Annotated in this window: 19 protein-coding genes, 1 pseudogene and 1 riboswitch; of the genes and pseudogenes, 10 read left to right on the top strand and 10 right to left on the bottom strand. The window is 73.3% G+C overall.

Going from position 1 to position 24,467, the window contains the following annotated elements; all coding sequences use genetic code 11:
* Nucleotides 1-124: 124 nt before the first annotated feature.
* The gene (locus tag OG295_RS33440) at nt 125-1,339 is read left to right on the top strand and encodes an acyl-CoA dehydrogenase family protein (RefSeq protein ID WP_371680370.1); all 1,215 of its coding nucleotides are present in this window, start codon (nt 125-127) and stop codon (nt 1,337-1,339) included.
* Here the strand turns inward: OG295_RS33440 and OG295_RS33435 are convergent.
* Nucleotides 1,326-2,420: a sugar ABC transporter permease gene (locus OG295_RS33435; RefSeq protein WP_371680369.1), complete on the bottom strand. Its 1,095-nt coding sequence runs from the start codon at nt 2,418-2,420 to the stop codon at nt 1,326-1,328. The two genes, OG295_RS33440 and OG295_RS33435, sit on opposite strands and share 14 nt — an antisense overlap.
* Entirely contained in the window at nt 2,417-3,547 is a 1,131-nt protein-coding gene (locus OG295_RS33430) for an MFS transporter (protein WP_371681380.1), read from the bottom strand. Before OG295_RS33430 ends, OG295_RS33435 begins: the two co-directional genes overlap by 4 nt.
* Nucleotides 3,548-3,886: 339 nt before the next feature.
* Between OG295_RS33430 and OG295_RS33425 the strand changes: the two genes are divergently transcribed.
* On the top strand, nt 3,887-4,687 hold the full coding sequence (locus OG295_RS33425; RefSeq protein WP_371680368.1) for a hypothetical protein: 801 nt from the start codon (nt 3,887-3,889) through the stop codon (nt 4,685-4,687).
* Nucleotides 4,688-4,832: 145 nt separating this feature from the next.
* Complete coding sequence (locus OG295_RS33420; RefSeq protein ID WP_371680367.1) at nt 4,833-5,534, top strand: sigma-70 family RNA polymerase sigma factor; 702 nt, start codon at nt 4,833-4,835, stop codon at nt 5,532-5,534.
* 125 nt (nt 5,535-5,659) lie between these two features.
* Here the strand turns inward: OG295_RS33420 and OG295_RS33415 are convergent, their stop codons facing one another.
* From OG295_RS33415 to aceA, 3 genes are all read right to left on the bottom strand, one after another.
* Nucleotides 5,660-6,532, bottom strand: coding sequence for a 3-hydroxybutyryl-CoA dehydrogenase (locus OG295_RS33415; protein WP_371680366.1), 873 nt, complete (start codon nt 6,530-6,532; stop codon nt 5,660-5,662).
* Nucleotides 6,529-8,121 (bottom strand): malate synthase A, encoded by a 1,593-nt coding sequence (gene aceB / locus OG295_RS33410; RefSeq protein WP_371680365.1) that lies wholly within the window; start codon nt 8,119-8,121, stop codon nt 6,529-6,531. The genes OG295_RS33415 and aceB overlap by 4 nt, the downstream gene beginning before the upstream one ends.
* 116 nt (nt 8,122-8,237) lie before the next feature.
* On the bottom strand, nt 8,238-9,527 hold the full coding sequence (gene aceA, locus OG295_RS33405; RefSeq protein WP_371680364.1) for an isocitrate lyase: 1,290 nt from the start codon (nt 9,525-9,527) through the stop codon (nt 8,238-8,240).
* A 376-nt stretch (nt 9,528-9,903) separates the two neighbouring features.
* Between aceA and OG295_RS33400 the strand changes: the two genes are divergently transcribed.
* From OG295_RS33400 to OG295_RS33390, 3 genes are all read left to right on the top strand, one after another.
* Nucleotides 9,904-11,340: a short-chain fatty acyl-CoA regulator family protein gene (locus OG295_RS33400; RefSeq protein WP_371680362.1), complete on the top strand. Its 1,437-nt coding sequence runs from the start codon at nt 9,904-9,906 to the stop codon at nt 11,338-11,340.
* A 456-nt stretch (nt 11,341-11,796) separates the two neighbouring features.
* Nucleotides 11,797-12,024, top strand: a complete 228-nt coding sequence (locus OG295_RS33395; RefSeq protein WP_371680360.1) for a CbtB-domain containing protein — start codon at nt 11,797-11,799, stop codon at nt 12,022-12,024.
* A gap of 14 nt (nt 12,025-12,038) precedes the next feature.
* The gene (locus tag OG295_RS33390) at nt 12,039-12,872 is read left to right on the top strand and encodes a CbtA family protein (RefSeq protein WP_371680359.1); all 834 of its coding nucleotides are present in this window, start codon (nt 12,039-12,041) and stop codon (nt 12,870-12,872) included.
* A 109-nt stretch (nt 12,873-12,981) separates the two neighbouring features.
* Here OG295_RS33390 and OG295_RS33385 read toward each other — a convergent pair whose 3' ends face one another.
* Together OG295_RS33385 and OG295_RS33380 are read right to left on the bottom strand one after the other, a co-directional pair.
* The gene (locus OG295_RS33385; protein WP_371680358.1) at nt 12,982-13,995 is read right to left on the bottom strand and encodes an MASE1 domain-containing protein; all 1,014 of its coding nucleotides are present in this window, start codon (nt 13,993-13,995) and stop codon (nt 12,982-12,984) included.
* A gap of 107 nt (nt 13,996-14,102) precedes the next feature.
* On the bottom strand, nt 14,103-15,434 hold the full coding sequence (locus OG295_RS33380) for a PP2C family protein-serine/threonine phosphatase (protein WP_371680357.1): 1,332 nt from the start codon (nt 15,432-15,434) through the stop codon (nt 14,103-14,105).
* A gap of 349 nt (nt 15,435-15,783) precedes the next feature.
* A riboswitch (cobalamin riboswitch) is annotated at nt 15,784-16,010 on the top strand.
* 163 nt (nt 16,011-16,173) lie between these two features.
* Between OG295_RS33380 and metE the strand changes: the two genes are divergently transcribed.
* The gene (gene metE, locus OG295_RS33375; protein ID WP_371680356.1) at nt 16,174-18,498 is read left to right on the top strand and encodes a 5-methyltetrahydropteroyltriglutamate--homocysteine S-methyltransferase; all 2,325 of its coding nucleotides are present in this window, start codon (nt 16,174-16,176) and stop codon (nt 18,496-18,498) included.
* Between the two features lie 175 nt (nt 18,499-18,673).
* On the top strand, nt 18,674-19,759 hold the full coding sequence (gene tsaD / locus OG295_RS33370) for a tRNA (adenosine(37)-N6)-threonylcarbamoyltransferase complex transferase subunit TsaD (protein WP_371681379.1): 1,086 nt from the start codon (nt 18,674-18,676) through the stop codon (nt 19,757-19,759).
* On the opposite strand, the gene OG295_RS33365 is transcribed toward tsaD, so the two are convergent.
* Nucleotides 19,756-20,703: a nitrilase-related carbon-nitrogen hydrolase gene (locus OG295_RS33365; protein WP_371680355.1), complete on the bottom strand. Its 948-nt coding sequence runs from the start codon at nt 20,701-20,703 to the stop codon at nt 19,756-19,758. The two genes, tsaD and OG295_RS33365, sit on opposite strands and share 4 nt — an antisense overlap.
* 267 nt (nt 20,704-20,970) lie before the next feature.
* Here OG295_RS33365 and OG295_RS33360 point away from each other — a divergent pair, with 267 nt between their 5' ends.
* Together OG295_RS33360 and OG295_RS33355 are read left to right on the top strand one after the other, a co-directional pair.
* On the top strand, nt 20,971-21,978 hold the full coding sequence (locus OG295_RS33360; protein ID WP_371680354.1) for a LacI family DNA-binding transcriptional regulator: 1,008 nt from the start codon (nt 20,971-20,973) through the stop codon (nt 21,976-21,978).
* A 296-nt stretch (nt 21,979-22,274) separates the two neighbouring features.
* Nucleotides 22,275-22,928 carry a deoxynucleoside kinase gene (locus tag OG295_RS33355; RefSeq protein ID WP_371680353.1) on the top strand — a complete coding sequence of 218 codons (654 nt, stop codon included), beginning with the start codon at nt 22,275-22,277 and terminating at the stop codon, nt 22,926-22,928.
* Between the two features lie 26 nt (nt 22,929-22,954).
* Here OG295_RS33355 and OG295_RS33350 read toward each other — a convergent pair whose 3' ends face one another.
* Together OG295_RS33350 and OG295_RS33345 are read right to left on the bottom strand one after the other, a co-directional pair.
* Nucleotides 22,955-23,530, bottom strand: coding sequence for a hypothetical protein (locus tag OG295_RS33350; RefSeq protein WP_371680352.1), 576 nt, complete (start codon nt 23,528-23,530; stop codon nt 22,955-22,957).
* A 109-nt stretch (nt 23,531-23,639) separates the two neighbouring features.
* A pseudogene (locus OG295_RS33345) lies at nt 23,640-24,461 on the bottom strand (FAD-dependent monooxygenase); the annotation flags it as partial.
* Nucleotides 24,462-24,467 lie beyond the last annotated feature (6 nt).

Here is a 24,467-nt window from a genome sequence, read left to right as displayed (position 1 = left end):
GGCGGTGGCCGTCGCCCAGGTCGAACGGAACGCGGGAACTCTGGGGGGTGCGCACCCGACCAGTTCCTCGGACAGGGAGTCGGACAGCAGTTCCCATGGGTTCCCGGGAACGAGGAGGAACACAGTGACGGATTCGGGCACGGAGTACGCCGGACCGGTTCAACCCGAACCGGGGGCGGCCGAGTTGAGGGAGGAGGTCGAACGGTTCGTCCGTACGAGGGTGATCCCGTCCGAAACGGTGCTGGACGCGGGCGGAAGGGAAGCGGCCGCCGCCCTGGCGGAGTTGCGGGCCGAGGCGCGTGCCGCCGGGCTGTGGGCCCTGCCGCTCCCGGCGGACCTGGGCGGCGGCGGCCTGACGTTCCGTGCGTACGCGGCGCTCGCCGAGGCCGAGGGCGCCAGCGATCACGGTCCCGCCGCACTGGGCTCCGCCCCGCTGCTCGACGTCACCATGCTGAACCGCCACGGCGGCACCCGGGTGCGCGAGGAGTACCTGGAACGTCTGGTCGCGGGCGAGATGCGCACCTGCTACGCGATGACCGAGCCGGACGTACCGGGCACCGACCCGCTCCTCACCGGCACGCGTGCCGAGGCCCGGGCGGACGGCGGTTGGGTGATCAGCGGCCGCAAGTGGTTCACCTCCGGAGCCGCCGGCGCCGATCTCGTCACCGTCATGGCGCGTACGGGCGGGGCGGCGGGCGACCGCGAGGGCCTCTCCCTGCTGCTCGTACCGACCGGCTCACCCGGCTTCCGCGTCGTACGCGAACTGCGCGTACTGGGGGCGGCGGGCCAGTACGAGATCGAACTGGACCGGGTCCGCGTGCCCGCCGACCACCTCCTCGGCGCGGGTGGCGACGCCCTGGCCATCGCGGGTGAACGGCTCGCGCTCGGCCGCACGCTGCGCTGCCTGCGCTGGCTGGGGCAGGCCCGGCGCGCCTTCGACCTCATGGCCGAACGCGCCGCCACCCGCCGGGGATCGCGCGGGCCGCTCGCCGACCACCAGCTGGTCCAGCAGCACGTCTTCGACTCCCTCCTCGCGCTGCGCACCACCCGGCCCCTGGTCCACGAGGCGGTAGCGCTGATCGCGGCCGGACGGGACGCCCGTACCGAGGTGGGTCTGGCCAAGGTCGCCGCCGCCCGGATGCTGCAGCAGGTCACGGACTCCGCCATCCAGGTCCACGGCGCTGCCGGGCTCGGCCCGGACACGGCGCTGCCGTCGCTGTTCCGCGGCGGACGCGCGGCCCGCATCCTCGACGGCCCGGACGAGCTGCACATCACCTCGGTGGCCCGCCGCGTGCTGCGCGGCTACGGCCGGGCCCACGGGGCCGCTACACGCGGGTGATGTCGACGAGGTCGCCCAGTGCGGCCAGTCCGAGGGCCAGGAAGAAGTCGCCCCAGATGAGTTCGTGACGCACCGCCAGGCCCTTGGCGGCGTCGTAGCAGCCGTCCAGCAGCATTCCCGGCGGCCGGCCCGGACCCGCTTCGCTGAGGTGGGCCCCGGTCAGTCGGCTCAGGATCGCCACGGCCCGCCGCGCACACACCTCGGCCCGGGGTGCCCGTGCGCGCGACAGCTTGAGCAGCGCGACGGCGGTGATCGCCGCGGCCGAGGTGTCGACGGGCCCCCGCGGCCGGGACGCCTCGTTGGGCGGGACGAGCGGCCCGGTCAGTGCCCGCGCCTGTACCAGCAACTGCTCCGCGGCGAGGGCGAGCCGCTCCGGCCGGTGGCGGGCGATCTCCGGCCGGAGCAGTGCGTCGGCCACGGCCAGGAGCAGCCACGCCTCTCCGCGGCTCCACCCCGGTGCCGGATCCGCACAGGGGGACCAGCCCGCTGCCGGGTCGAACGTCCAGGCGGGCCGCGGCCGGCGGCCGCTTCCCGCGCCCTCCGGGCCGAGGGCGAGGTCGAGGTGCCGGTGGAGGTGGGCCGCGGCCACGACGGCCCCTTCGGGTCCGGCCGCGGCCAGGAGGGGCACCAGCCCCGGTACGGCGTCCGCGCGGGCCAGGAGGCGGGGGCCGCCGAGCGCCGCGCCCCAGGGCACGATCCCCGCCCCGGGGTCGTAGGAGTCCAGACAGGCGCGGGCCGCCCTCGCCCGGAGCGCGACGGCTTCGGGTGTGCCCAGGGCCGGCGCCGTCCCGTACCAGAAGATCAGTCCCCGGGTGGCGGTGTCGGATTCCGCCCACGGAGCGAGTCGGGCGGTGCAGTCCGCGGCGGCCCGCCGGTGTGCCCCGTCCCCCGTGTACCGGGCCCGCAACCACAGCAGTCCGGCCCAGAAGCCGCCGGTCCACGAGCCTCGGCCGGTCGTCTTCCACCGCCCGTCGACCGGGTCCGCGTACAGCGGGAAGCGGGCGCCCGCCTCGGCCTCGGTCACCGTCACCCGGCCGATGACGGCCGCGAGCGCCCGTCCGGCCCGGTCGCCGGGGGTCATGCCTCCTTCCCCGTCCGCGCGCGCCGGTCCCGTACGGCCCAGAGGAACGCCACCGCTCCCGCCGCGGCGAACTCCACCGCGACCAGCAGCCAGCCGGACCCGTACCGCCCGCTCTGCGCGAGGAAGCCGAACAGCGGCGGGCCCATGGCAAATCCGGCGAAGAACCCGGCCGCGACGAGCGCCGATTCCTGGCCGGCCCGGCCCGGAGCGGCGCGCTGCACGACCAGCACCATCGAGACGGCGTTGCCGGAGACGGCGAACACTCCGACGGCGACGGCGCCGGCCCATACCAGCGGACGGGCGAGCGACCCGCCGGCCAGGAGAGCCGCGGCGCCCACGGCACCGCAGGCCAGCAGACCCGGCAGCCACTCGGCCCGTCCCGGGCGGGCGGCCTTCGACCACCCGACCCGGCCGAGTACGCCCGCGACGCCGAGGACGGCGACCAGGCCACCGGCCGGGGTGGGGCCCATCCCCAGGCCGCGCACCCCGTACAGGGCGAGATAGGTGTTGACGGAAGCGATCCCGGCTCCCAGGAACAGCGAGAATCCCGCCAGCCAGGCCACCATCCCCCTCGGTACGTACGACGTGCGAACGGGCGGGGCCGGCGGGACGGGCGGGTCGGCGGGCAGCGCACGCAGCGCCCACGCCCCGGCGAGCAAGGCCGCCCCGGAGGCCGTCCACACCGCGCCCCGCCAGCCGAGGCCGCCGGCGAGGGCGGCGAGCGGCAGCCCGGCGGCGAACGCGCCCAGCTGGACACCGGACTGCTTGAGGCCGGTCACCGCACCCCGCCGGGCCGACGGGACGGCGGCCAGGATCGCCTTGTTGGTCGCGGGGTTGGCCAGGGCCTGCGGTATTCCGCCCAGCGCGACCGCGCCCAGCAGCAGGCCCGCGCCGGGGGCGGCGCCGATCAGGGCGAGGGCCACCGCGGAGAGGACGAGCAGGAGCACGAGCGAGCGCCGGGGCCCGACGCGGTCCACCATCCGGCCGCCGGCCGGGGACAACACGGCGGCCGTCCCGAAGCCGACCGTGGTCGCCAGTCCCAACACCGCCGGGGAGATGCCCGGTTCCTCCACCAGGCGGGGCCCCAGCGCACCGAGCAGGAACAGTTGCAGCATCGAGAACGCCATGGCGCAGGTCAGCAGCGCGGTCAGGTGGCGAGCCTGCCCGTCCCGCGTGCCCGGCGCCCGGGCGGTGGCTGCCCTCGTCCCCTCCGCCGCCACAGAAATCCCCGTTCCCCGATGTTGAACTTCACGACCGACCGGGAAGGCAGTCGGACGGGCCGGCACCACGGTTCCCGCTCCCTTCTGTGCCCTGCGCCACACCGGACGAGGGGAGTTCGAGGCGCGCCGCAGGTGTGCTCGGGAACTTGTCAGGAAGTGCGCACCCCCCTGCGGAGCCCGGAAGGCCGGTGCGAGGATGAACCCGCCATGACGCCAGGTCACTGTTTACGAGCGGGACGGGCTGCGATGTTCGCAGCCGTCTGCGTGCTGCTCTCGACCGTCGGCCACGTGCTCATGTCCGGTACGGCCGTGCCCTGGTGGGCGATGTCCGCCGCGTTCGTGGGCACGGCGGCCGCGGCCTGGTCCCTCGCGGGCCGTGAACGGGGGCCGCTCGCCGTCATCGCGGCGACCGTGGCCGTCCAGGCCGCGCTCCACTCGGGCTTCTCCCTGGCCCAGTCGGTCCTGCACCCTTCCCTGCCGTCCGGCACCTCGTTCGCCCGCCAATGGGCCGCCTACCTGATGTGCGGGGAAGGCACGGCGTCGGCCCCGTCCGCCCGGGACGCCCTGAAGGTCGTGAGCGATGCGGGGCTCGGCGGTCTCGTGTCCCAACCTCCGCCGGGCGCCGCCCTCCAGGGGGCCGCCGCCCACGGCATGCACGACATGCTCGGGATGCACGGGATGCATGACATGCCCGGGATGCATGACATGCCGGGCATGGCCGGCGCCGCCTCCGCGGCCACCGGCGCCCTCATGGGTGGTCACGCCATGGCCGGCATGTCACCGGCCGGAATGCTCGCCGCCCACCTGCTGGCCGCGCTGCTCTGCGGCCTGTGGCTGGCCCACGGGGAGAAGGGCGCCTTCCGCGTCCTGCGCGCCGTCGCAGGCCGGCTCTGGACGCCGCTGCGCCTGCTCATCGGCGTCGCCCCGGCCGCGGTCCCGCCGCGCGTGCGCGTACGCCGGGTACGGCGCGCACGCGCGCTCCCGCAGTTGTTCCTCGTCCACGCCATCACCTCACGGGGTCCGCCGGCGGGAACCGCTGTCCTGTGACAGCCGGTTCCCCGAGCGTGCGCTGACGGTTCTTCTCCTGTCCGTCGCCCCTCGGGCATCGGCCATGCCCTCCGGCCGGCCGTACTCCCTTCACCGGCCCCGCCGCGCGCGGTGCCGGACACCTTGCCCCTAAGGACCTGTGGCGATGACTCCTGCCCTGCCCCTGCCCACCCGGCCCCGTCCCGTCCGCGAAAGGGCGGCCCGGCACACGCCGGACTCCGATGCGGCGGTGACCCGACTCGCCCTCGCCGCGCGCGACGGCGACCCCGCGAAGGCCGACCGGTTCGTCCGGGCCCTGCACCGCGATGTATGGCGGTACGTGGCGTACCTCAGCTCGGATCCCCAGGCGGCCGAAGACCTCACCCAGGACGTGTTCCTGCGGGCACTCGCCGCGCTGCCCCGGTTCGAGGGCCGCTCCTCCGCCCGCACCTGGCTCCTGTCCATCGCCCGGCGCACCGTCGTCGACAGCGTGCGCCATGCCGCCGCCCGCCCCCGGCTGTCGGACCGCGACGACTGGCAGAGCGCCGCCGAACAGAGCCAGCCCCACGGCCTTCCCGGTTTCGAGGTCGGCGTCGCCCTCGCGGAGCTCCTGGCCGCGATCCCCGCCGAGCGCCGCGAGGCCTTCGTCCTCACCCAGCTGCTCGGCCTGCCCTACGCCGAGGCCGCGCTCGCCGTCGGGTGCCCCATCGGTACGGTCCGCTCCCGCGTGGCCCGCGCGCGCACCATGCTCATCGCTCTGCTGACCGACGCCGAACCGCCCGCGGCCACCCCGGCCCGCCTCCCTTCGTACGACGACCGGGGCTCCGGAGCGTCCGCCTCGTCCGTGGCCCTGGCATCGCTGGTCTGATCGCCGGGACGTCCGCGCGGGAGCGCGGGCGACGCGAAAGGGGGGTGCGGCGGACACCACTCCGCCGCACCCCCCTTCCACCACCCGCTGCCGGGCCCCTCAGCCCGGCGGCAGCACCGGGTCCCTCAGCGGTCCCGGTCGTACGCGTGGAACCCCCGGCCCGTCTTCCGGCCCAGCAGCCCTGCCTGCACCATCCGCATCAGCAGCGGCGGCGGGGCGTAGAGGGGTTCCTTGAACTCGTCGTAGAGCGACTCGGCGATGGCGGCGACCGTGTCGAGGCCGATGAGGTCGGCCAGCCTCAACGGGCCCATGGGGTGGGCGCAGCCCAGCTCCATGCCGGCGTCGATGTCGGCGGCGGTGGCGAAACCCGACTCGGCCATCCGGACGGCGGAGAGCAGGTACGGGACGAGGAGGGCGTTGACGACGAAGCCGGCCCGGTCCTGCGAGCGGATCACCGTCTTGCCCAGGACCTCGCGGGCGAACCTCTCCACCGTTTCCACCGTCTCCCGGGAGGTGTGCAGCGAGGGGACGACCTCCACCAGGGGCAGGACGGGCACCGGGTTGAAGAAGTGCAGTCCCACCATGCGGTCGGCGCGTCCTGTGGCCATCCCCAGGCGCATGACGGGCAGGGAGGAGGTGTTGGTGGCGAGGATCGCCCCGGGATCGGCGAGGATCTTGTCGAGGGCCGCGAAGGTCTCGGTCTTGACGTCGGCGTTCTCGGGGACGGCCTCGATGACCAGCTGCCGGTCGGCGAGGTCGTCGAGTTCGCCGGTGAAGACGAGCCGGGTGAGGGCGTCCTCGGCGGAGATCCGGTCGAGCTTGCCCCGCTGGACGGCGCGTTCGAGCGAGACGGCGACCCGTTCACGGGCCGCCCGGGCGGCGGTGGCGTCGGCTTCGCGGACGACCGTGTCCAGACCGGCGCGGGCGCAGACCTCGGCGATCCCGGCACCCATCCGGCCGCCGCCGACGATCCCGACCCTGCGGAGGGCGGCGCTCACGACCGTACCTCCGGGATGCGCACGAGGTGACGGGTGTAGGCGTCGGGGGTGAAGAAGAGCGGGAGTCCGGTGGCGAGCGCGGTGCGCTCGAACAGCCCCCGTACCTCGTCGAGGGCGGCCCAGGGGTGTGTGGCGCCGAGGTCGGCGAGCTCCTCGTCGAGCACCCGTTGCACCGTGTCGCGGTCCAGTACCCCGTGGCGCAGCCACTGCCAGATCTGGACCCGGGCGATCTCGGCGGTGGCGGCGTCCTCCATCAGCCCGTCGAGGGCCACGGCGCCCCGGCCGCGCAGCCAGGCCTCGAAGTACCGCAGCGCGACGGCGATGTCGGTGCGTACGCCGTGTTCGGTGGGCGGGCCGCTGATCCGCCGTACGGAGAGCAGGTCCGCGGCCTCCACCCGTACGTCCTCGCGGGTGCGGTCGAGCTGGTGCGGGCGCCCGCCCAGGACCCCGTCGAAGACCTCGCGGCAGACGGGCACCAGGGCGGGGTGCGCGACCCGGGAGCCGTCGAAGCCGTCCAGTGCCTCGCGCTCCTTGTCGAGGCGCACCTCGGCGAGGGCCGCACGGTTCGCCTCCGGGTCCTTGCCGGGGACGTGGGCGGACATTCCGCCGATGGCGTGGGCGCCGCGCTTGTGGCAGGTGCGGACGAGCAGCTCGGTGAAGGCCCGCATGAACGGTGCGGTCATGGTGACCCGGGCCCGGTCCGGGAGTTGGAAGTCGGTGCGGTGCCCGAAGGTCTTGATCAGGCTGAACAGGTAGTCCCGGCGGCCCGCGTTCAGACCGGCGCAGTGGTCGCGGAGCTCGTAGAGGATCTCCTCCATCTCGAAGGCGGCCGTGACCGTCTCGATGAGGACGGTGGCCCGGACCGTGCCGTGGGGAATGCCGAGCAGGTCCTGGGCGAAGACGAAGATGTCGTTCCAGAGCCGCGCCTCGTAGCGGTTCTCCAGCTTGGGGAGGTAGAAGTACGGGCCGTGTCCGGCGTCGATCCGCCGCTGCGCGCAGTGGAAGAAGTACAGGCCGAAGTCGACCAGTGGGGCGGGCACGGGCCGGCCGTCGAAATCCAGGTGCTCTTCCGTCAGGTGCCAGCCTCGGGGCCGCACCACGATGGCGGGCAGGTTCTCGCCGAGGCGGTACCGCCTGCCCTCGGAGGTGGTGAAGTCGATCCGGCCCCGGCAGGCGTCGAGGAGGTTCAGCTGGCCGCCGATGATGTTGTCCCAGGTGGGCGCGGTGGCGTCCTCGAAGTCCGCCATCCACACCTGCGCACCGGAGTTGAGGGCGCTGACGGTCATGCGCCGCTCGGGCGGTCCGGTGATCTCCACCCGGCGGTCCTCAAGGCCGGGGGCCGGCGGGGCGACCCGCCAGGTCAGGTCGCCGCGGACGGCAGCGGTGGCCACGGGAAAGCCGAGCGGGGATCCGGAGGCCAGGCGGACGGCCTGCCGGCGGCGCTCCTTGAGCAGCTCCTGCCGGCGGTCGCCGAAGGCCTCGGCGAGTGCGGAGAGGAAGTCCAGGGCCGCGGGGGTGAGCATCTCGTCGTGGCGGTCGCCCGGGGCCGCGAGGACGCGCACGGCGCGGGCAGGGGCACTGGTGGTCATCGGGGGGGTACTCCTGGGCTGTGAGAGGAGACGGGGGCGGGGAGGAACCGCCCGGCCCCCGCGCGGCCGGAACGCGTACGGGGGCCGGGGCGCGCACGGGGCCGGGCCCGACCGGCTCAGTGGAACTGCTCCTCCTCGGTGGAGCCGGTGAGCGCGGTGGTGGAGGAGGCGGGGTTGACCGCGGTGGAGACCAGGTCGAAGTAGCCGGTGCCGACCTCGCGCTGGTGCCTGACGGCGGTGAAGCCCTGCTGCTGGGCGGCGAACTCGCGCTCCTGGAGGTCGACGTAGGCCGTCATGCCGTGCTCGGCGTAGCCGCGGGCGAGGTCGAACATGCCGTGGTTGAGGGAGTGGAAGCCCGCGAGCGTGATGAACTGGAACTTGTAGCCCATGGCGCCCAGTTCCCGCTGGAACTTGGCGATCTGGTCATCGTCCAGCGCCGCCTTCCAGTTGAAGGACGGTGAGCAGTTGTACGCCAGCATCCGGTCCGGGTACTGCGCGTGGATCGCCTCGGCGAACTCGCGGGCCTGCGCGAGGTCGGGGGTGCCGGTCTCGACCCAGATGAGGTCGGCGTACGGGGCGTAGGCCAGGCCGCGGGCGATGACGGGGGCCATCCCGTTCCGCACCCGGTAGAAGCCCTCGGCGGTGCGCTCACCGGTGGCGAACCGCGCGTCGCGCTCGTCGACGTCGCTGGTCAGCAAGTTGGCCGCGAGCGCATCCGTACGGGCGATGATCAGCGTCGGCGTGTCGGCGATGTCGGCGGCGAGGCGGGCGGCGTTGAGGGTGCGGATGTGCTGGGAGGTCGGGACCAGGACCTTGCCGCCGAGGTGGCCGCACTTCTTCTCAGAGGCCAGCTGGTCCTCGTAGTGGATGCCCGCCGCGCCCGCCGCGATCATCGCCTTGGTCAGCTCGAAGGCGTTGAGCGGGCCGCCGAAGCCGGCCTCGGCGTCGGCGACGACCGGGGCCAGCCAGTCGGTGGTGTCGCCGGCCTCCTCGGCCGTGGCGATCTGGTCCGCGCGCAGCAGCGCGTTGTTGATCCGGCGCACCACCTGGGGAACGGAGTTGACCGGGTACAGGGACTGGTCGGGGTAGGTGTGCCCGGCCTGGTTGGCATCGGCCGCCACCTGCCATCCGGACAGGTAGATGGCCTGCAGGCCGGCACGCACCTGCTGGACGGCCTGACCACCGGTCAGGGCGCCGAGCGCGTGGACGTAGTCGAGATCGTGCAGCCGGCGCCACAGCCGTTCGGCGCCGCGTCGTGCCAGGGTGTGCTCCTCGCGGACGCTCCCGGACAACCGGATCACGTCCCGCGCCGAGTACGTGCGCTGGACGCCCGCCCACCTCGGGTCCGTGGCCCACCGCTGCTCCAGCCGCTCGGCCGCCGCCGCCGTCGTGTTCGTGTCTGCCATGACCGTCACCGTCTCCCTGAGTCGCTTCGCCTGCCAACGCACCCGCCCCTCACGGCGAGTCGATGGCACTCTGTGCCGTTGTCTGGGGTCGCATCCGCCGAGCCCGAGGGCGGAACTGAGCAATGCCGCAGGTCAGCCGAGGCCGAACTGCCGGGATCTCCGACGTCGGGGCACGGGTCGCACCCGGAGTGTCCGCCTCGGCTGCCGGGGTCCGGCGGCCGCAGGACAGACTCTGGCAGCGGCACGCAGTGCCATCAATCAGGGACGGCTGCCAATTTCTGCGAATCTTCCGCGGCGGATTTGCCAAGGTTGCGAAGGGTCGGCAACGGCAGAAGCGTGCGTACTCTGAACCCGGGGCGGGGCCGAGGGGGTCGGGGTGGGCAAGACGTACGCGGGAGCGCGGCTGCGGCGGCTGCGCGAGGAACGCCGGATGAGCCAGGCGGACCTGGCACGCGTACTGGCCATCTCGCCGAGCTACCTGAACCAGATGGAGCACGACTCCCGGCCCCTCACCGTGCCCGTCCTGCTGCGGCTCACCGAGGCCTTCGGCGTGGACCCGGGTTTCTTCTCGGAGCGCGACACCGGCCGCCTCGTCGCCGATCTGCGAGAGGCCCTGGCCAACGAGGTCGCCGAGGCCCGCGTCTCCCCCTCCGACCTGGCCGAACTCGCCACCCGGATGCCCGCCGTCGCCTCCGTCCTGCTGGACCTCGGCCGACGCGCCCAGCTCCTGACCGAGCGGCTCGCGGACACCGCGGACGGACGCGGCGGCGGCCCGGCCACGCCGCGCTCACCACACGAGGAGATCCGCGAGTTCTTCTACCGCCGCCGGAACTACCTGCACGACACCGACCTCGCCGCCGAGGACCTCGCCCAGGAGGTCGGCATCCGCACCGGTGAGGTCGTCAGGGCGCTTTCGAGCCGCCTCGGCGACCGTCACGGGATCCGCTTCGCGTCCGACGCCGACCGCCCCGGGGCCCGCCCCGCCTCCGACGCCGACCACCTCCACCGCTTCGACGCCCGCACGCGCGTCCTGCACCTGTCCGGCCGGCTCCGGCCCGGCCAGCAGGCGTTCCGGATGGCCACGCAGCTCGCCCTGCTGGAGTACGGCGGCGAGCTGGACCGGCTGGCCACCGAGGACTTCGAGCCCGGCTCCCCCGCCCACGCCCTGGCCCGGATCGGCATCGCCAACTACTTCGCCGCCGCCCTGGTCCTGCCGTACCGCGCCTTCCACGCCGCCGCCGAGGAATTCCGCTACGACATCGAACGCCTCACCGACCACTTCGGCATCGGCTACGAGACCGTCTGCCACCGCCTGAGCACCCTGCAGCGCGCCAGGCTGCGCGGGGTGCCGTTCTCCTTCGTCCGCGTGGACCGGGCCGGGAACATGTCCAAGCGGCAGTCCGCCACAGGGTTCCACTTCTCCCGGGCCGGCGGCACCTGCCCGCTGTGGAACGTCTACGAGGCGTTCGCCGTCCCCGGCCGCGTCCACGTACAGATCGCCGCCATGCCCGACGGACAGCGCCACCTGTGGACCGCACGCACCGTCACCCGCCACCGCGGCGGCTGGGGCGAGCCCGGCAAGACCTTCGCCATCGGCCTCGGCTGCGAGATCCGCCACGCGTCACGGCTCGTCTACTCCGACGGCCTCGACCTGGACAACGCCTCGGCCGCCACTCCCATCGGCATGGGCTGCCGACTGTGCGAACGACTCGACTGCCCGCAGCGCGCCGTCCCGCCCCTGGGCCGCACGCTCGCGGTCGACGAGAACAGCAGCACCTTCATCCCCTACCCCGTGGCCCGCGACCGGGAGTGACTCCAGGGCGTGCTGCTGCGCTTCCTCCAACTGGTCGAGGGCGAACGGGACGGCCCGGCCCGGCTGTTGCCCGCCGTGCACGGCAAGCGCGCCCAGTGCTCCGGCGGGGCCGAGAACCACATGATCGTGATGCCCTGCGCGGACCTGGGCCGGGCCGTCGACGCCCTGACCTCGCCCGGACGCCGGGTGGGGCGCCGCGCCGTCGCTCGCGCCGGTCATCCCTGTGATCAGGAACTCATCCCCTTGGCCGGACCGGCCGCAGGCGGTAGCGTCACGCCGACATCTGCACATAGCGACGACGGCGAGACGGAAGTCCGGTGTGAATCCGGCATGGTCGCGCCACTGTGTGCTGCGTCCGCACTCCCCCCGGGGGGTGCCGGCCGCGGCGAGTCAGACCCTCGGACCGTCGTTCCGCACCACCACATGGGACGCGTTGTTCCCCGAGGAGGTTCCACCATGGCCGAGGCCGTCGCTTCCGCTGCCATACCCGCCCCCGCCCTCTCCCCGTCGGCTCCGCTGCCCGTCAAGGCCGTGCTGCCCTGGGCGCTGTTCGTCGGTCTCCTGATGCTCGTGGCCCTGTACTTCGTCGGCGCGGAGCAGGGTGCCACCGCCGTGTTCTCCGGCGAGGGCGTGCACGAGTGGGTGCACGACGGCCGCCACCTGCTCGGCTTCCCCTGCCACTGAGAGGCATTCGCACCATGTACGCCTCCACTGTCAGAGGTCTGCTGGTCCGCGGCATGCTCGCGGGCCTGATCGCCGGGCTGTTCGCCTTCGCCGTCGCCTACGTGGTCGGTGAGCCCCCGGTCCGCGGCTCCATCGCCGTCGAAGAGGCCACGGCCGCCAAGGAAGCCGCCCCCGCGGCCGGTCACGCCGGTCACGGCGGCGGCGACGATGCCCCGGCCGCTGCCGGGGAAGAGGAAGAACTCGTCAGCCGGCCCGTGCAGTCCACCGTCGGTCTCGCCACCGGTGTGCTGGTCTACGGGGTCGCGCTCGGCGGCATCGCCTCCCTCGCCTTCTCCTTCGCCCTCAACCGCGTCGGGCGCTTCAGCCCCCGGGCAACGGCCGCGCTCACTGCCGCGGGCGCCTTCACACTGGTCTACCTCGTGCCGTTCCTGAAGTACCCGGCCAGCCCTCCGGCCGTCGGCAACCCGGACACCATCGGGCAGCGCACCACGCTGTTCTTCCTGATGATCCTGCTCAGCGTCCTGCTCGGCGTGGGCGCGATCATCCTGGGGCGGCGGCTGGCACCGCGCCTGGGCAACTGGAACGCGACGCTGGCGGCGGGCGGCGGCTTCGTCGTCGCCACGGCGCTGGCCTTCCTGGTGCTCCCGGACAACACCGACGCCGTGAAGCCCGAGTTCCCCGCGGCCCTGCTGTGGGAGTTCCGGGTCGCGTCGGTGACCGTCCAGGTCGTGATGTGGCTCGTGTTCGGGATCGTCTTCGGCGTCCTCGCCCAGAGGCTCCTGTCCCACCGCACCGATCCCGCCGGTGCCGGGACCACGGCGCCGCAGCCGGCGTCGGCCCTCGGCTGATCGACGTACCGTACGCACCCACCCCAGAGCCCTGCCGCCCCGGATGTCCGGGGCGGCAGGGCTCTGGGTCTTCCGGCGCCGCGGCGTCGAGCGGTGCGTGCGGCAGGCGTCACCGTCCGCCGTCCCCCTCCTCCTCGCGCTCGCGGGCGCGCTCGCGGGCGACCGTGGGCAGGCTGTCGGTGTCCGGCGCGGTCCTCGCGACCATCTCGGCCAGTCGCCCGCAAGCCCGTTCGACCCTTTCCAGGGTCTGGTTCCGCTCGGTGACGGCCGCCGAGAGCAGCAGCGCGGTCAGCGCGGCGGCACCGTTGAACGCCTGCAGCGAGACCATGGCGGTGAGCAGGGTCTGGCCCGCGAAGGGGCCCGTCCCATGCGTGGCGGCGTAGATCGCGAAGACGGATGCGGCCAGCGCACAGGGTGCGGCTCCGGCGAGCTGGAAGCGGAAGGCCGCCCAGGTCAGCAGGGGGAAGGCGAGGAAGATCAGAGGTGTGGGGGAGGCTTCGAGGAGGCCGACGGCGATCGTGGCGGCCACGAGCAGCGATGCCTCCGCCCACCGCGGTGCCGGCACGCCCCTCGGCCGGCGCGCGGAGCTGAGGACGAGCAGGACCGGTGTGACCAGCAGGACGCCCATCGCGTCGCCGGTCCACCAGACCCACCACGAGGGCCAGAACCCGCCGACGGGCAGAGCGCCGGCCAGGTGCAGGGTACCGATGCCCACGGTCGCGCTGACGAGCATGCCGGCGAACGCGCCGAGGAAGACCAGTGCGAGCGCGTCCCGCAACCGGTTCATCCGGGTGCGGAAGCCGACGAGGCGAAGGAGCGCGTAGGAGGACAGGGAGCCGAGGGTGTTACCCGCCGTGATGGCGAGGACGACGGCGAGCGACGGCCCGGGCGAGATGTTGACCAGGAACGCTCCGAGCGCGATGCCCGGCCAGATCCGGGGGCCGAACAGGAGCAGCCCGGCCAGGGCGATGCCGGTCGGGGGCCACAGCGGTGACACCTGACCGCGTACGAGCTGCTGGAGCAGCCCGAGCTCACCCCCGGCGTAGTACAGCGCGGCGACGGCACCGCTCTTCAGGGCCGTCGCGCCGGCGCTCCTGAGCCTGTGCCGCCACGCGTCGGTCATCGGGAGATCTGTCCCTGCTCTCGTCCCTCGCTGGTCTGTCCATCTTGCACCCCTGCGGGCTCCGCCACGCCGCCGCTCACACGTGTCCCCGATGCCTGCCGGCGGCTTCAGCCCGGGATGCGCAGGGCGAGTACGGCCATGTCGTCGTGCCCGTCACTCGGATGCCCCTCCGCCAGGGCCCGCACGAAGGCCTCCAGGGGCAGGGAGGCGTGCACGGCGGCCAGCTCGGCCAGTGCGTCCAGGCTCTCGTCGATGGGGTGGTCGGGGTGTTCGACGAGGCCGTCGGTGAACAGGACCACCGTGGTGCCGGGGGGCAGCGGGTGGGTGCGGTCCGGGCGGTGCTGCTCGCTGTCGACGTTCAGTGGGAGTCCGGGTTCGGCGAACAGGTAGTACGGCGGGCCACCGGGAGTGATCAGCAGTGGGGGGACGTGGCCCGCGGTGCTCCAGAGCATCCGCCAGCCGCCCCCCGCGGGTTCGATGCGCGCCAGCCCGGTGGTGGTGACCGGGGTGTCGGTGATGGCCTGCAGGGTCCGGTCGAGCTGGGTGAGGACCGCGCTGGGCGGACCGCCCAGTTCGAACAGCAGGGAGCGCAGCATGTTGCGGATGGCGGCCATGGCAGCGGCCGCCTGCAGATCGTGGCCGACCACGTCGCCGATGACGAGCGCCACCGCGCCGTCGGGCAGGGGGATGGCGTCGTACCAGTCCCCGCCGAGGGCGTTGGGTTCGGCGGCGGGCCGGTAGATGGCGGCGGCGGCGAAGGGTCCCAGGTCGGGCAGCGTCGGCAGCAAGAGCCGCTGGAACTGTTCGGAGGAGGCCCGGACCTGTTCGAGGAGGCGGACGTTGTCGATCGCGATGCCGGCGGCGCTGGCGAGGGCGACGACGATGTTCTCGTCGTGGACGTCGAAGGCGCGCCCGTCACCCCGCTCGGAGAGGTAGAGGTCTCCGTAGGTCTCGCCGCGGACGCTGATGGCGACGCCGAGGAGGGTGCTCATCCGTGGGTGGCCGGGCGGGAACCCGACCGAGGACGGATGGGCGGAGATGTCGTCGACCCGCAGCGGTTCGGGGTGGCGGATCAGGTATCCGAGTACGCCCAGACCGCCGGGAAACCCCACGTCGGCCAGGGCCGCGCGTTCCTCCTCGGAGAGGCCGACGGCGATGAACTGCGCCAGACGCTCTCCGGAGTCGTCCAGTACGCCGAGTGCCCCGAAGCGGGCGCCGACCAGCTCCATGGCGGTGGTCACGATGCGGTTCAGCACCGCCGGCAGTTCCACCTCCCGGGTGATGGCCACCACCGCACCCAGCAGGCCCTCGATCCGGGCCCTGGCCGCGGCCAGGGCCCGCAGCCGCTCTTCGATCCGGCCCAGCTCGGCTTCCAGGCGCAGCAACGGGTCGGGTTTGGGCGCCCGCTTCGCCCGCTCCCCCTCCCTGCCGCCCGCCATCACGATCGCCCGGTGGACCGGGACGCGGACGTCCGCTCCCGCTCACCGCACGGGGCGCCGTGCTCCACCGCGGCGGCATGGTTGCGAGCCGGTGCCCGTCCCGCGCCCCCGGGGCCCGCCCGGCGCTCGCGCCGGATCCGGTCATCAAGCCGCTCACGCGATCGGTACACCCACGGACTCCTGACACGACCGTGCAACAGCCCACAGGATGGCCCGCCGACGGCACGTCACCGGGCATTCCGCCGAAAGCGGCATGTCTCATGCGGCCGGAGGGCTTGCGGCCCGCGTCCCGTCCCGTTTCGCCGTCCGGATGATGGACGGGGCTCGCCGCTGGGCGATCTTCCGCCCTAGGGTGGCCGGTGCAGCTGGTTCGCCCCGTCCGCCAGGCGGGATGCGTCGTAAGAGGGAACCCGGTGGGAATCCGGGACTGCCCCGCAGCGGTGAGCGGGAACGACCGCCGTCATACGCACTGGGACCGGACAACGGTCCTGGGAAGCGACGGCCAGTAGGGGCCCGCCGGGAGACCGGCAGGCGTGCCCGCGAGTCCGAAGACCTGCCCGTTGCCCGTACGCGGACGATTCCCGTGCGGAGATCCCGGTGACCTCGTGGGCGGGTCGGCGTACACGACGAGCGGCACGCGCGGTGCATCCCCGCGCCGTGGTCCGCGCGTTCTGCCGTTCCTTCGCGTCCGCGTCCCCTCACCGGGACGTCCAGGACACATCTCGCGAAGGAGAGTTCCGTGACAGCGAAGCCCGCGGCCGCGGCAGCACGAGCCACTGTGTACGGCTACCCCCGTCAGGGTCGGAACCGCGAACTGAAGAAGGCCGTCGAGGGTTACTGGAAGGGCCGCGTCACCGCCGACGCCCTCCGGCGGACCGCCGCCGGCCTCCGCCGCTCCAACTGGCGGCAGCTGGCCGATGCGGGCATCACCGAGGTGCCGACCGGCGACTTCTCGTACTACGACCACGTCCTGGACACCAGCGTCATGGTCGGCGCCGTCCCCGGTCGGCACCGCGCGGCGGTCGCCGAAGACGCCCTCGACGGCTACTTCGCGATGGCCCGCGGCACCCAGGACGTCGCCCCGCTGGAGATGACCAAGTGGTTCGACACGAACTACCACTACCTGGTCCCCGAACTCGGCCCCGACACCGTCTTCACGGCCGACTCCACGAAGCAGGTCGCCGAGCTGAAGGAGGCCCTCGCGCTCGGGCACACGGCCCGCCCCGTCCTCGTCGGACCCCTCACCTACCTCCTGCTGGCCAAGCCCGCCCCGGGCGTGGCCGCCGGCTTCCGGCCGATCACCCTCCTCGACCGGCTGCTGCCCGTCTACGCCCGGGTCCTCGCCGATCTGCGCGCCGCCGGCGCCGAGTGGGTCCAGCTGGACGAACCGGCCCTGGTCCAGGACCGCACCCCGGCCGACCTGGACGCCGCCGCCCGCGCCTACCGCGAGCTGGGGGCGGCCACCGACCGTCCGAAGCTGCTGGTCGCCTCGTACTTCGGCCGGCTCGGCAGCGCCCTCCGGGTGCTCGCCGCCGCCCCCGTCGAGGGGCTGGCGCTGGACTTCACCGACGCCGGCGCCGCGAACCTCGCCGACCTCGCGGCCGTAGGCGGGCTGCCCGGCAAGCGGCTCGTCGCGGGCGTGGTCAACGGCCGCAACATCTGGATCAACGACTACCGGAAGTCCCTGGCCACCCTCGGAACCCTGCTCGGCCTCGCCGACCGGGTCGACGTCGCCGCCTCCTGTTCCCTCCTCCACGTCCCGCTGGACGCCGCGGCCGAGCGTGACATCGACCCGCAGATCCGTCGCTGGCTCGCCGTCGCCCGCCAGAAGACCACCGAGATCACCACCCTCGCCCGCGGCCTCGCCCAGGGCACCGGCACGATCGCCGCCGAACTCGCCGCGAACCGGGCCGACCTGGCTTCCCGCGCGGGCTCCGCCCTCACCCATGACCCCGCGGTCCGGGCCCGGACCGCCGCGATCGGCGAAGCCGACGCGCGCCGGGCGCAGCCCTACGCGCGGCGCACCGCCGCCCAGCGCGCCCACCTGGGCCTGCCGCTCCTGCCGACGACCACCATCGGCTCGTTCCCGCAGACCGACGAGCTGCGCCTCGCCCGCGCCGACCTGCGGGCCGGCCGGATCGACACGGCCGGCTACGAGGAACGGATCAAGGACGAGATCCGCGAGGTCCTCTCCTTCCAGGAGAAGGCCGGGATCGACGTCCTGGTGCACGGCGAACCCGAACGCAATGACATGGTCCAGTACTTCGCGGAGCAGCTCACCGGCTACGTCGCCACCCGGTACGGCTGGGTGCAGTCCTACGGCACCCGCTACGTCCGCCCGCCGGTCCTGGCCGGGGACGTCTCCCGCCCCGAGCCGATGACCGTGCGCTGGACCTCGTACGCCCAGTCGCAGACGGCCAAGCCGGTCAAGGGCATGCTGACCGGCCCGGTCACCATGCTCGCCTGGTCCTTCGTACGCGACGACCAGCCCCTCGGGGACACCGCCCGCCAGGTGGCACTCGCCCTGCGGGACGAGGTGGGCGACCTGGAGGCGGCGGGCACTTCGGTCATCCAGGTCGACGAGCCGGCCCTGCGCGAGACCCTCCCGCTGCGGGCCGCCGACCACGCGGAGTACCTCGACTGGGCCACCGAGTCCTTCCGGCTCACGACCAGCGGTGTCCGGCCGGACACCCAGATCCACACGCACATGTGCTACGCGGAGTTCGGTGACATCGTCCGGGCCATCGACGACCTCGACGCCGACGTCATCAGCCTGGAGGCCGCCCGTTCCCACATGCGGGTCGCCGACGAGCTGGCCGGGCACGGCTACCCCCGCGAGGCCGGTCCCGGCGTCTGGGACATCCACTCCCCGCGCGTTCCCGGCGCCGAGGAGGCGGCCGCGCTGCTCCGCAAGGGACTCGCGGCCATCCCGGCCGAACGGCTCTGGGTCAACCCCGACTGCGGCCTGAAGACCCGCGGCTGGCCCGAAACCCGTGCCTCCCTGGAGAACCTCGTCGCGGCCGCGCGCCGGATCCGCGCGGATCTCGCGACCGAGGAATCCTGATCCGGCAGGGCCGGGTCGGACACCCGACGGGTGTCCGACCCGGCCCGACCCCACGCTCAGGGAGGGTCGGGCCTTGACCAGCGGAAACGTCTCCGCTGCCGCCGGCGGCCCATGCCCTATTCTTCTTGCAAGCTCTATGCAATAACTCGCTAATTGCAAGAAGAGGGGTTCTGTGGTGGGCTCTCCGGTGGTGCTCGGGATCGAGTCGTCGTGTGACGAGACGGGCGCGGGGATCGTGCGTGACGGCGAACTGCTCGCGCACGTGGTGGCGTCGAGCATGGACGAGCACGTCCGCTTCGGTGGCGTCGTGCCCGAGATCGCCGCCCGCGCGCACCTGCACTCCTTCGGCCCGGTCGTCCGGCAGGCCCTCGACCGGGCCGGACTGCGGATGGGCCAGATCGACGCGGTGGCCGTCACCACGGGACCCGGGCTGTCGGGCGCGCTGCAGGTGGGGCTGGCCGGGGCGAAGGCGCTGGCGTACGCGGCCGGGGTGCCGCTGTACGGCGTCCATCACCTGGCGGGACACGTCGCCGCCGACACCCTGGAGCACGGCCCGATGCCCGACCCGTGCGTGGTGCTGATCGTCTCCGGCGGCCACACCTCGCTGCTGCTCGTGCGGGACCTCGTACGCGAGCCGATCCTGCATCTCGGGGACACCCTCGACGACGCGGCCGGCGAGTGCTTCGACAAGGTCGCCCGGATCCTGGGCCTGCCGTATCCGGGCGGGCCGGCCATCGACCGGGCCGCCCGCGACGGCGACCCGAGGGCTGTGGCCTTCCCGCGCCCGCTGACCCGGCCCGGGGACGACCCGCACGCGTTCTCCTTCTCCGGCCTGAAGACGGCCGCGGCCCGCTGGGCCGAGAGCCACCGCCGGCGCGGGGAGGAGCCGCCGGTCGCCGACGGAGCCGCCGCGCTGCAGGAGGCGGTCGCGGACGTGCTGACCCGCAAGGCCCTCGCGGCCTGCCGCGCGTACGACGTGAAGACGCTGGTCGTGGTCGGCGGCGTCGCCGCGAACTCGCGGGTCAGGGCCCTGGCGGAACGGCGGTGCGCCTCGGCCGGCATCGAACTGCACGTTCCTCCCCTGACCCTGTGCACGGACAACGGCGCCATGATCGCGGCCGTCGGCGATCTCCTGGTCCGCTCCGGGGCGGAGCCGGCGCCGCTGAACGTGTCCGTCGACCCGTCCGCACCGCTGGAGTACGCCTCCCTGACGCCGCTGCCCGCCCCGCCGGCCGGGCCGAGCACTCTCCCACCGCGCTAGACGGCCGTGGCGTCGAGCCGTTCCGTGAGCGCCCCGTACAGCTCGGGGCGCCGGGTGCGCATGAGGCCGAACTCCAGCCAGTCGCGGCGCTGGTCCAGGTCGAGGTCGGCGACGAGGACGGCCTCGCGGTCCCGCGGGGCGCGCAGCACGATCCGGCCGTACGGGTCGGAGATGAACGAGGAGCCGTAGAAGGTCGACCGGCCCTCGGTCCCGATCCGGTTGGGCACGATCATGAACAGGGCGTTGGCGAGGCCGTTGGCGCTGATGGCGTGCTCCCACATGGGCCGGGTGTCGAAGTCCGGGAGGTCCACCTCGGAGCCGATCGCGGTCGGGTGGACGAGGATCTCGGCGCCGGCCAGGGAGTAGGCGCGGGCCAGCTCGGGGAACCACTCGTCCCAGCAGGTCGGGAACCCGAAGCGGGCCCCCTCGTGCTCGATGACGGGGAAGCCGCCGTCACCGGGGCGGAAGCAGAGGTCCTCGCGGTAGCCGGGGAACGCGGGGATGTGGTTCTTGCGGGTCCGCGCGATCAGCTTCCCGTCGGGGCCGACGCAGACGGCGGTGTTGTAGCCCAGCCCGCCGTCCTCGGCGCGCTCGTACAGGGAAGCGTGGACGGTGATGCCCAGCCCGGTGGCCAGTTCGGTCGCGAGGCCGGTGGTGGGGCCGGTCTCGACGTCTTCGAGGTGGCGGGCGGCGCCGTCGGCCATCGGGTCGTCCGTGTTGCAGAAGTACGGGCTGCGCGTCAGCTCCGGCAGGCACACGACCGAGGCGCCCTGGGCGGCGGCCAGGCGTACGCCCTCCCTCAGGTGGTCGTCGTGCCGCGCCGGGTCGGCGTGCCAGCGCATCTGGACGAGGCCGACGCGCAGCCGCTCGCGTTCGGCGGGCCGGGTGCGGCCGGGGGAACCGAGCGGGGATCCGTAGGAGGTCAGGAGTGCGAACGCGTTCACGAGCGGACTGCTTTCGAATCGAGGGGCAACGGATTGCTGACTGAAATTCCAGTCAGTCCTCTGGTGCGAAAAAGAGCCCCGTCAGGGGCTTCGGCGACAGGTTCGCCGACGGGTCGGATCAGGTCGGATCGGGTCGGGCCGCAGCGCGGCACAGCGGGCGGGCCGGACATGCCTTACCGGAACGTTCCGGCATACGGCGTGCCATGAATGTAGACCCTGCCGGAACGTTCCGGCAAGGCCGGACCCGAACGTCTAGAATGCGGAAACGTGATCACCCCGACCCCCCGCACCGTGACGCTGCTCGACGTCGCCCGCGCCGCGGGCGTCTCCAAGAGCACGGTCTCCGACGCCCTCCAAGGCTCCGGCCGGGTCGCGGAAACCACCCGGGACCGGGTCCGCGCGGTCGCCGACGCACTGGGATACCGCCCCAACAGCGCCGCCCAGCGACTGCGCCGCGCCGGCACCGGGGCCATCGGCCTCCACCTGCCCAGGACCGCGACCCGGCTCGACTACTACATGACCCTGGCCTTCGGAGCCGTCGAGCGCGCCCAGGAGGAGGGCCTCGACACCGTCCTGCTGGCCCCGGCCGGCGGCGGCGCCGGCCGCCTGGCCTCGCGCGTCGACGGCCTGCTCGTCATCGACCCCGAGAGCGACGACACCGCCGTCCCGGGGCTGCTCGAAGCGGGTGTCCCCGTCGTCACCGGCGAGCGCTACCTGGGCCCCTCCCCCACTCCCACCGGCGCCGTCGTCTGCGACAACGCCGCCTCCCTCACCGCCCTCCTCGACCACGTGCGCGACCGCGGCGCCCGCCGCCCGACCCTCCTGGCCCCCGGAGGCACGTCCGCCTGGGCCGAAGCGCTACGGGCGACCGCCGCCTCGTGGGGTACCGCACACGGCACCGAAGTCGTCCTTCACACCGTGCCGTTCGCCGCCACCCCCACCGACACCGAGGCGGCCACCCTCGACCTCCTCCGCACCGACCCCTCGATCGACGCCGTCATCTGCGCCCCCGACGGCGCGGCCCCCGGAGTCCTGCGGGCCGCGTCAGCCCTCGGCCGCGGTGTGGGGGCCGACCTCCTGGTCGCGTCCTGCGTCGACGGACCCGCGCCGCGCAACGTCAACCCGCCCCTCACCGCCGTGGACCTCCGCCCGGCCGCGTACGGGCGCGCGTGCGCGGAACTCCTCTGCGACATCCTCGCCGGACGCACCACCCCCGACACCGTCCGGCGTCATGAATGGGACCTGGTCACCAGGACGTCGACCACCGGCCTCTGAAACGAGGGCCGCGCGGGGCGGCCCGTCCGGCGCCCCGACCGACGGCGGTGAATCGTCATTTAAGATTCAAGTCGGCCGTAGGGCTGTGGCCCGTCACCCCGCGCGGCGGCCGCGGAGCGGTCGGACCCCGCCGGCCGAGGAGAGCCACCCGCGTCAGGGCCCCGGTCCGGACGGGGACCACATGACGCCGATCACCAAGATCCCGGGCATCGCGTGACCGCCGAAGTGTGTCTCGGCGGCGTGCGGCGCCCAGCCCACCCGCCGACGGACAGATGACCCCCAGGGAGAAGTGAGGTATGCCGGTGCTTTGCGTCGGAGGCATGATCGGAATCGGCAAGACCAGTGTCGCCGAACTGCTCGCCAAGGAGCTGGGCAGCGAGGTCTTCTACGAGAGCGTCGAAGACAATCCGATCCTCCCGCTCTTCTACACGGCGAGCCCCGAGGAGATCCAGGCGAACCGGTACCCCTTCCTGCTCCAGCTCTACTTCCTCCAGACGCGGTTCGCCGCGATCAAGGAGGCGTACAAGCAGGGCGACAACGTCCTCGACCGGTCCATCTACGAGGACTGGTACTTCGCCAAGGTCAACCACGACCTGGGCCGGATCAGCTCCCTCGAAATGCGGGTGTACGAGGGGCTGCTCAACGAGATGATGCGCGAGATCGACGGCCTGCCGTACCGCAAGGCACCCGATCTCATGGTGTACCTCAAGGCCGACTTCGAGACGGTGCTGCACCGCATCGGGCTGCGGGGCCGCGATTTCGAACAGGACGAGAGCCTCGTCGACTACTACCGGACGCTGTGGTCGGGCTACGACGACTGGGTGCACAAGCACTACTCGGCCAGCGAGGTCCTCGTCATCGACATGAACCACACGGACGTGGTGCACAACCCCGAGGACGCGGCCCGCGTGGTGCGGGAGGTCAAGGAGGCCCTCGGGCACCGGGACTGAGGGCGCCCGCCCCTGGGGCGGCGCCGTCACCCCGACGCCGGCCTTGCCGCGCCATCGGGCCGAAGCGTGCGCCCGGAGTCTCCGGGCGCACGCTCGTATGGCCGCCACCGATGATCATGCGCACGGTGCCCTTGGCGGTGTCGGCGACATCGGTCGTGGTGGAGACCGGAATCGGGGTGCGGGTATCGTTCGGCAGGGTGCCGCGGACCGGCAGCGAGGACGATCCAGTCGATATCGGTGGCGGCTCGCGCTGACTTCAACTCCCTTTCCAGCCAGCGGCGTTGTGCGCCGCCGGAGTATCCGCGCAGACAGATGTCGCCGGTGTCCACGATCGCCACGTCGTCGTTGGCCAGACTGATGAAACGGACGGCGCCGACGGTGAAGGCGTACCACAGACCACGGGTCTCGGGGTCGGTGGCGGTCGTCGCGCCCGGCAGCGTGAAGTAGGTCTGGTAACCCGTGAGGCCCAGGGGGCCGTTGCCCTTCTCGGTCTCGCCGTTGCCGACGCAGGGCATCCAGGGGCGCAGCCGCGCCGAGCGGCTGTTGCCGATGAACCAGTCGACCCAGGTCGCGACACGGTCCTCGCCGATCGCACCGGCCACACCCGCGTAGCACAGGTCGCCGTTGACCAGGTGCGATCGGCTGCCCTCACGCCTGCGAGGAACACTCTTGAACGAGGTTTCCGGCGGCCACCGCTCCCGATCCGCGCGCTCAGCCGGCTGCGGCGCCGAACCACGAGGACAGGCGCCCGAGGAGTTCCCGCTGGTCCTCGCCGACCCATGCCACGTGGCCGTCGGGCCTCAGCAGTACGGCGGGCACGTCGAGTTCCTCGCCGACGTCGATGACGTGGTCGACCCGGTCCTCCCAGCCGGCGAGCGAGAGGCGGCCGGTCCGGTCGAGCAGAAGACCTCGGCCGGTGTGCATCCGTTCGTAGAGGCGACCGCGCTTCAGTTGCAGGTCGCGCATCCGTCGGCCGAGCAGTTCGTGGCCCTCGCCGAAGTCGTAGCGGACCCCGATGGCGGTGATCTTCTCGATCAGGTGGCGGTTCACCTCCTCGACGTCCATCAGTTCCGCCAGCAGGCGGTGCACCGACTGCGGGCCCGGCTCGGTCGACATCAGCTGGATCTGCGCGCGGGTGTTGTCCAGCACGTCGGCGGCGACCGGGTGCCGTTCGGCGTGGTAGCTGTCGAGCAGTCCTTCCGGGGGCCCGGCCGACGACCACGGCGCCCAGTTTCCAGCCGAGGTTGAAGGCGTCCTGGATGCCGAGGTTGAGTCCCTGCCCGCCGGTCGGCGGGTGGATGTGCGCCGCGTCCCCGGCGAGGAACACCCGGTCGACGCAGTAGCGCTCGGCCTGCCGGGTGGCGTCGCCGAAGCGGGACGGCCAGCGCGGTGAGTGCGCGCCGCACTGCGCCCACCGTCACAGCCGACGAAGAAGCGCGCACGCAGCTCGCTGCCGTCGCCCAGCTCGACGCTCACCCCCCGTTCGTCCGGGCTCAGCCCGACCACCTCGCAGCCGCGCCGGATCTCGGCACCTTACGA

The sequence above is a fragment of the Streptomyces sp. NBC_01276 genome, from assembly GCF_041435355.1.
In the GTDB taxonomy this organism is placed as follows: domain Bacteria; phylum Actinomycetota; class Actinomycetes; order Streptomycetales; family Streptomycetaceae; genus Streptomyces.
Note: the sequence above shows the minus strand (reverse complement) of the source record. Positions and strands in the feature narration are given on the sequence as shown.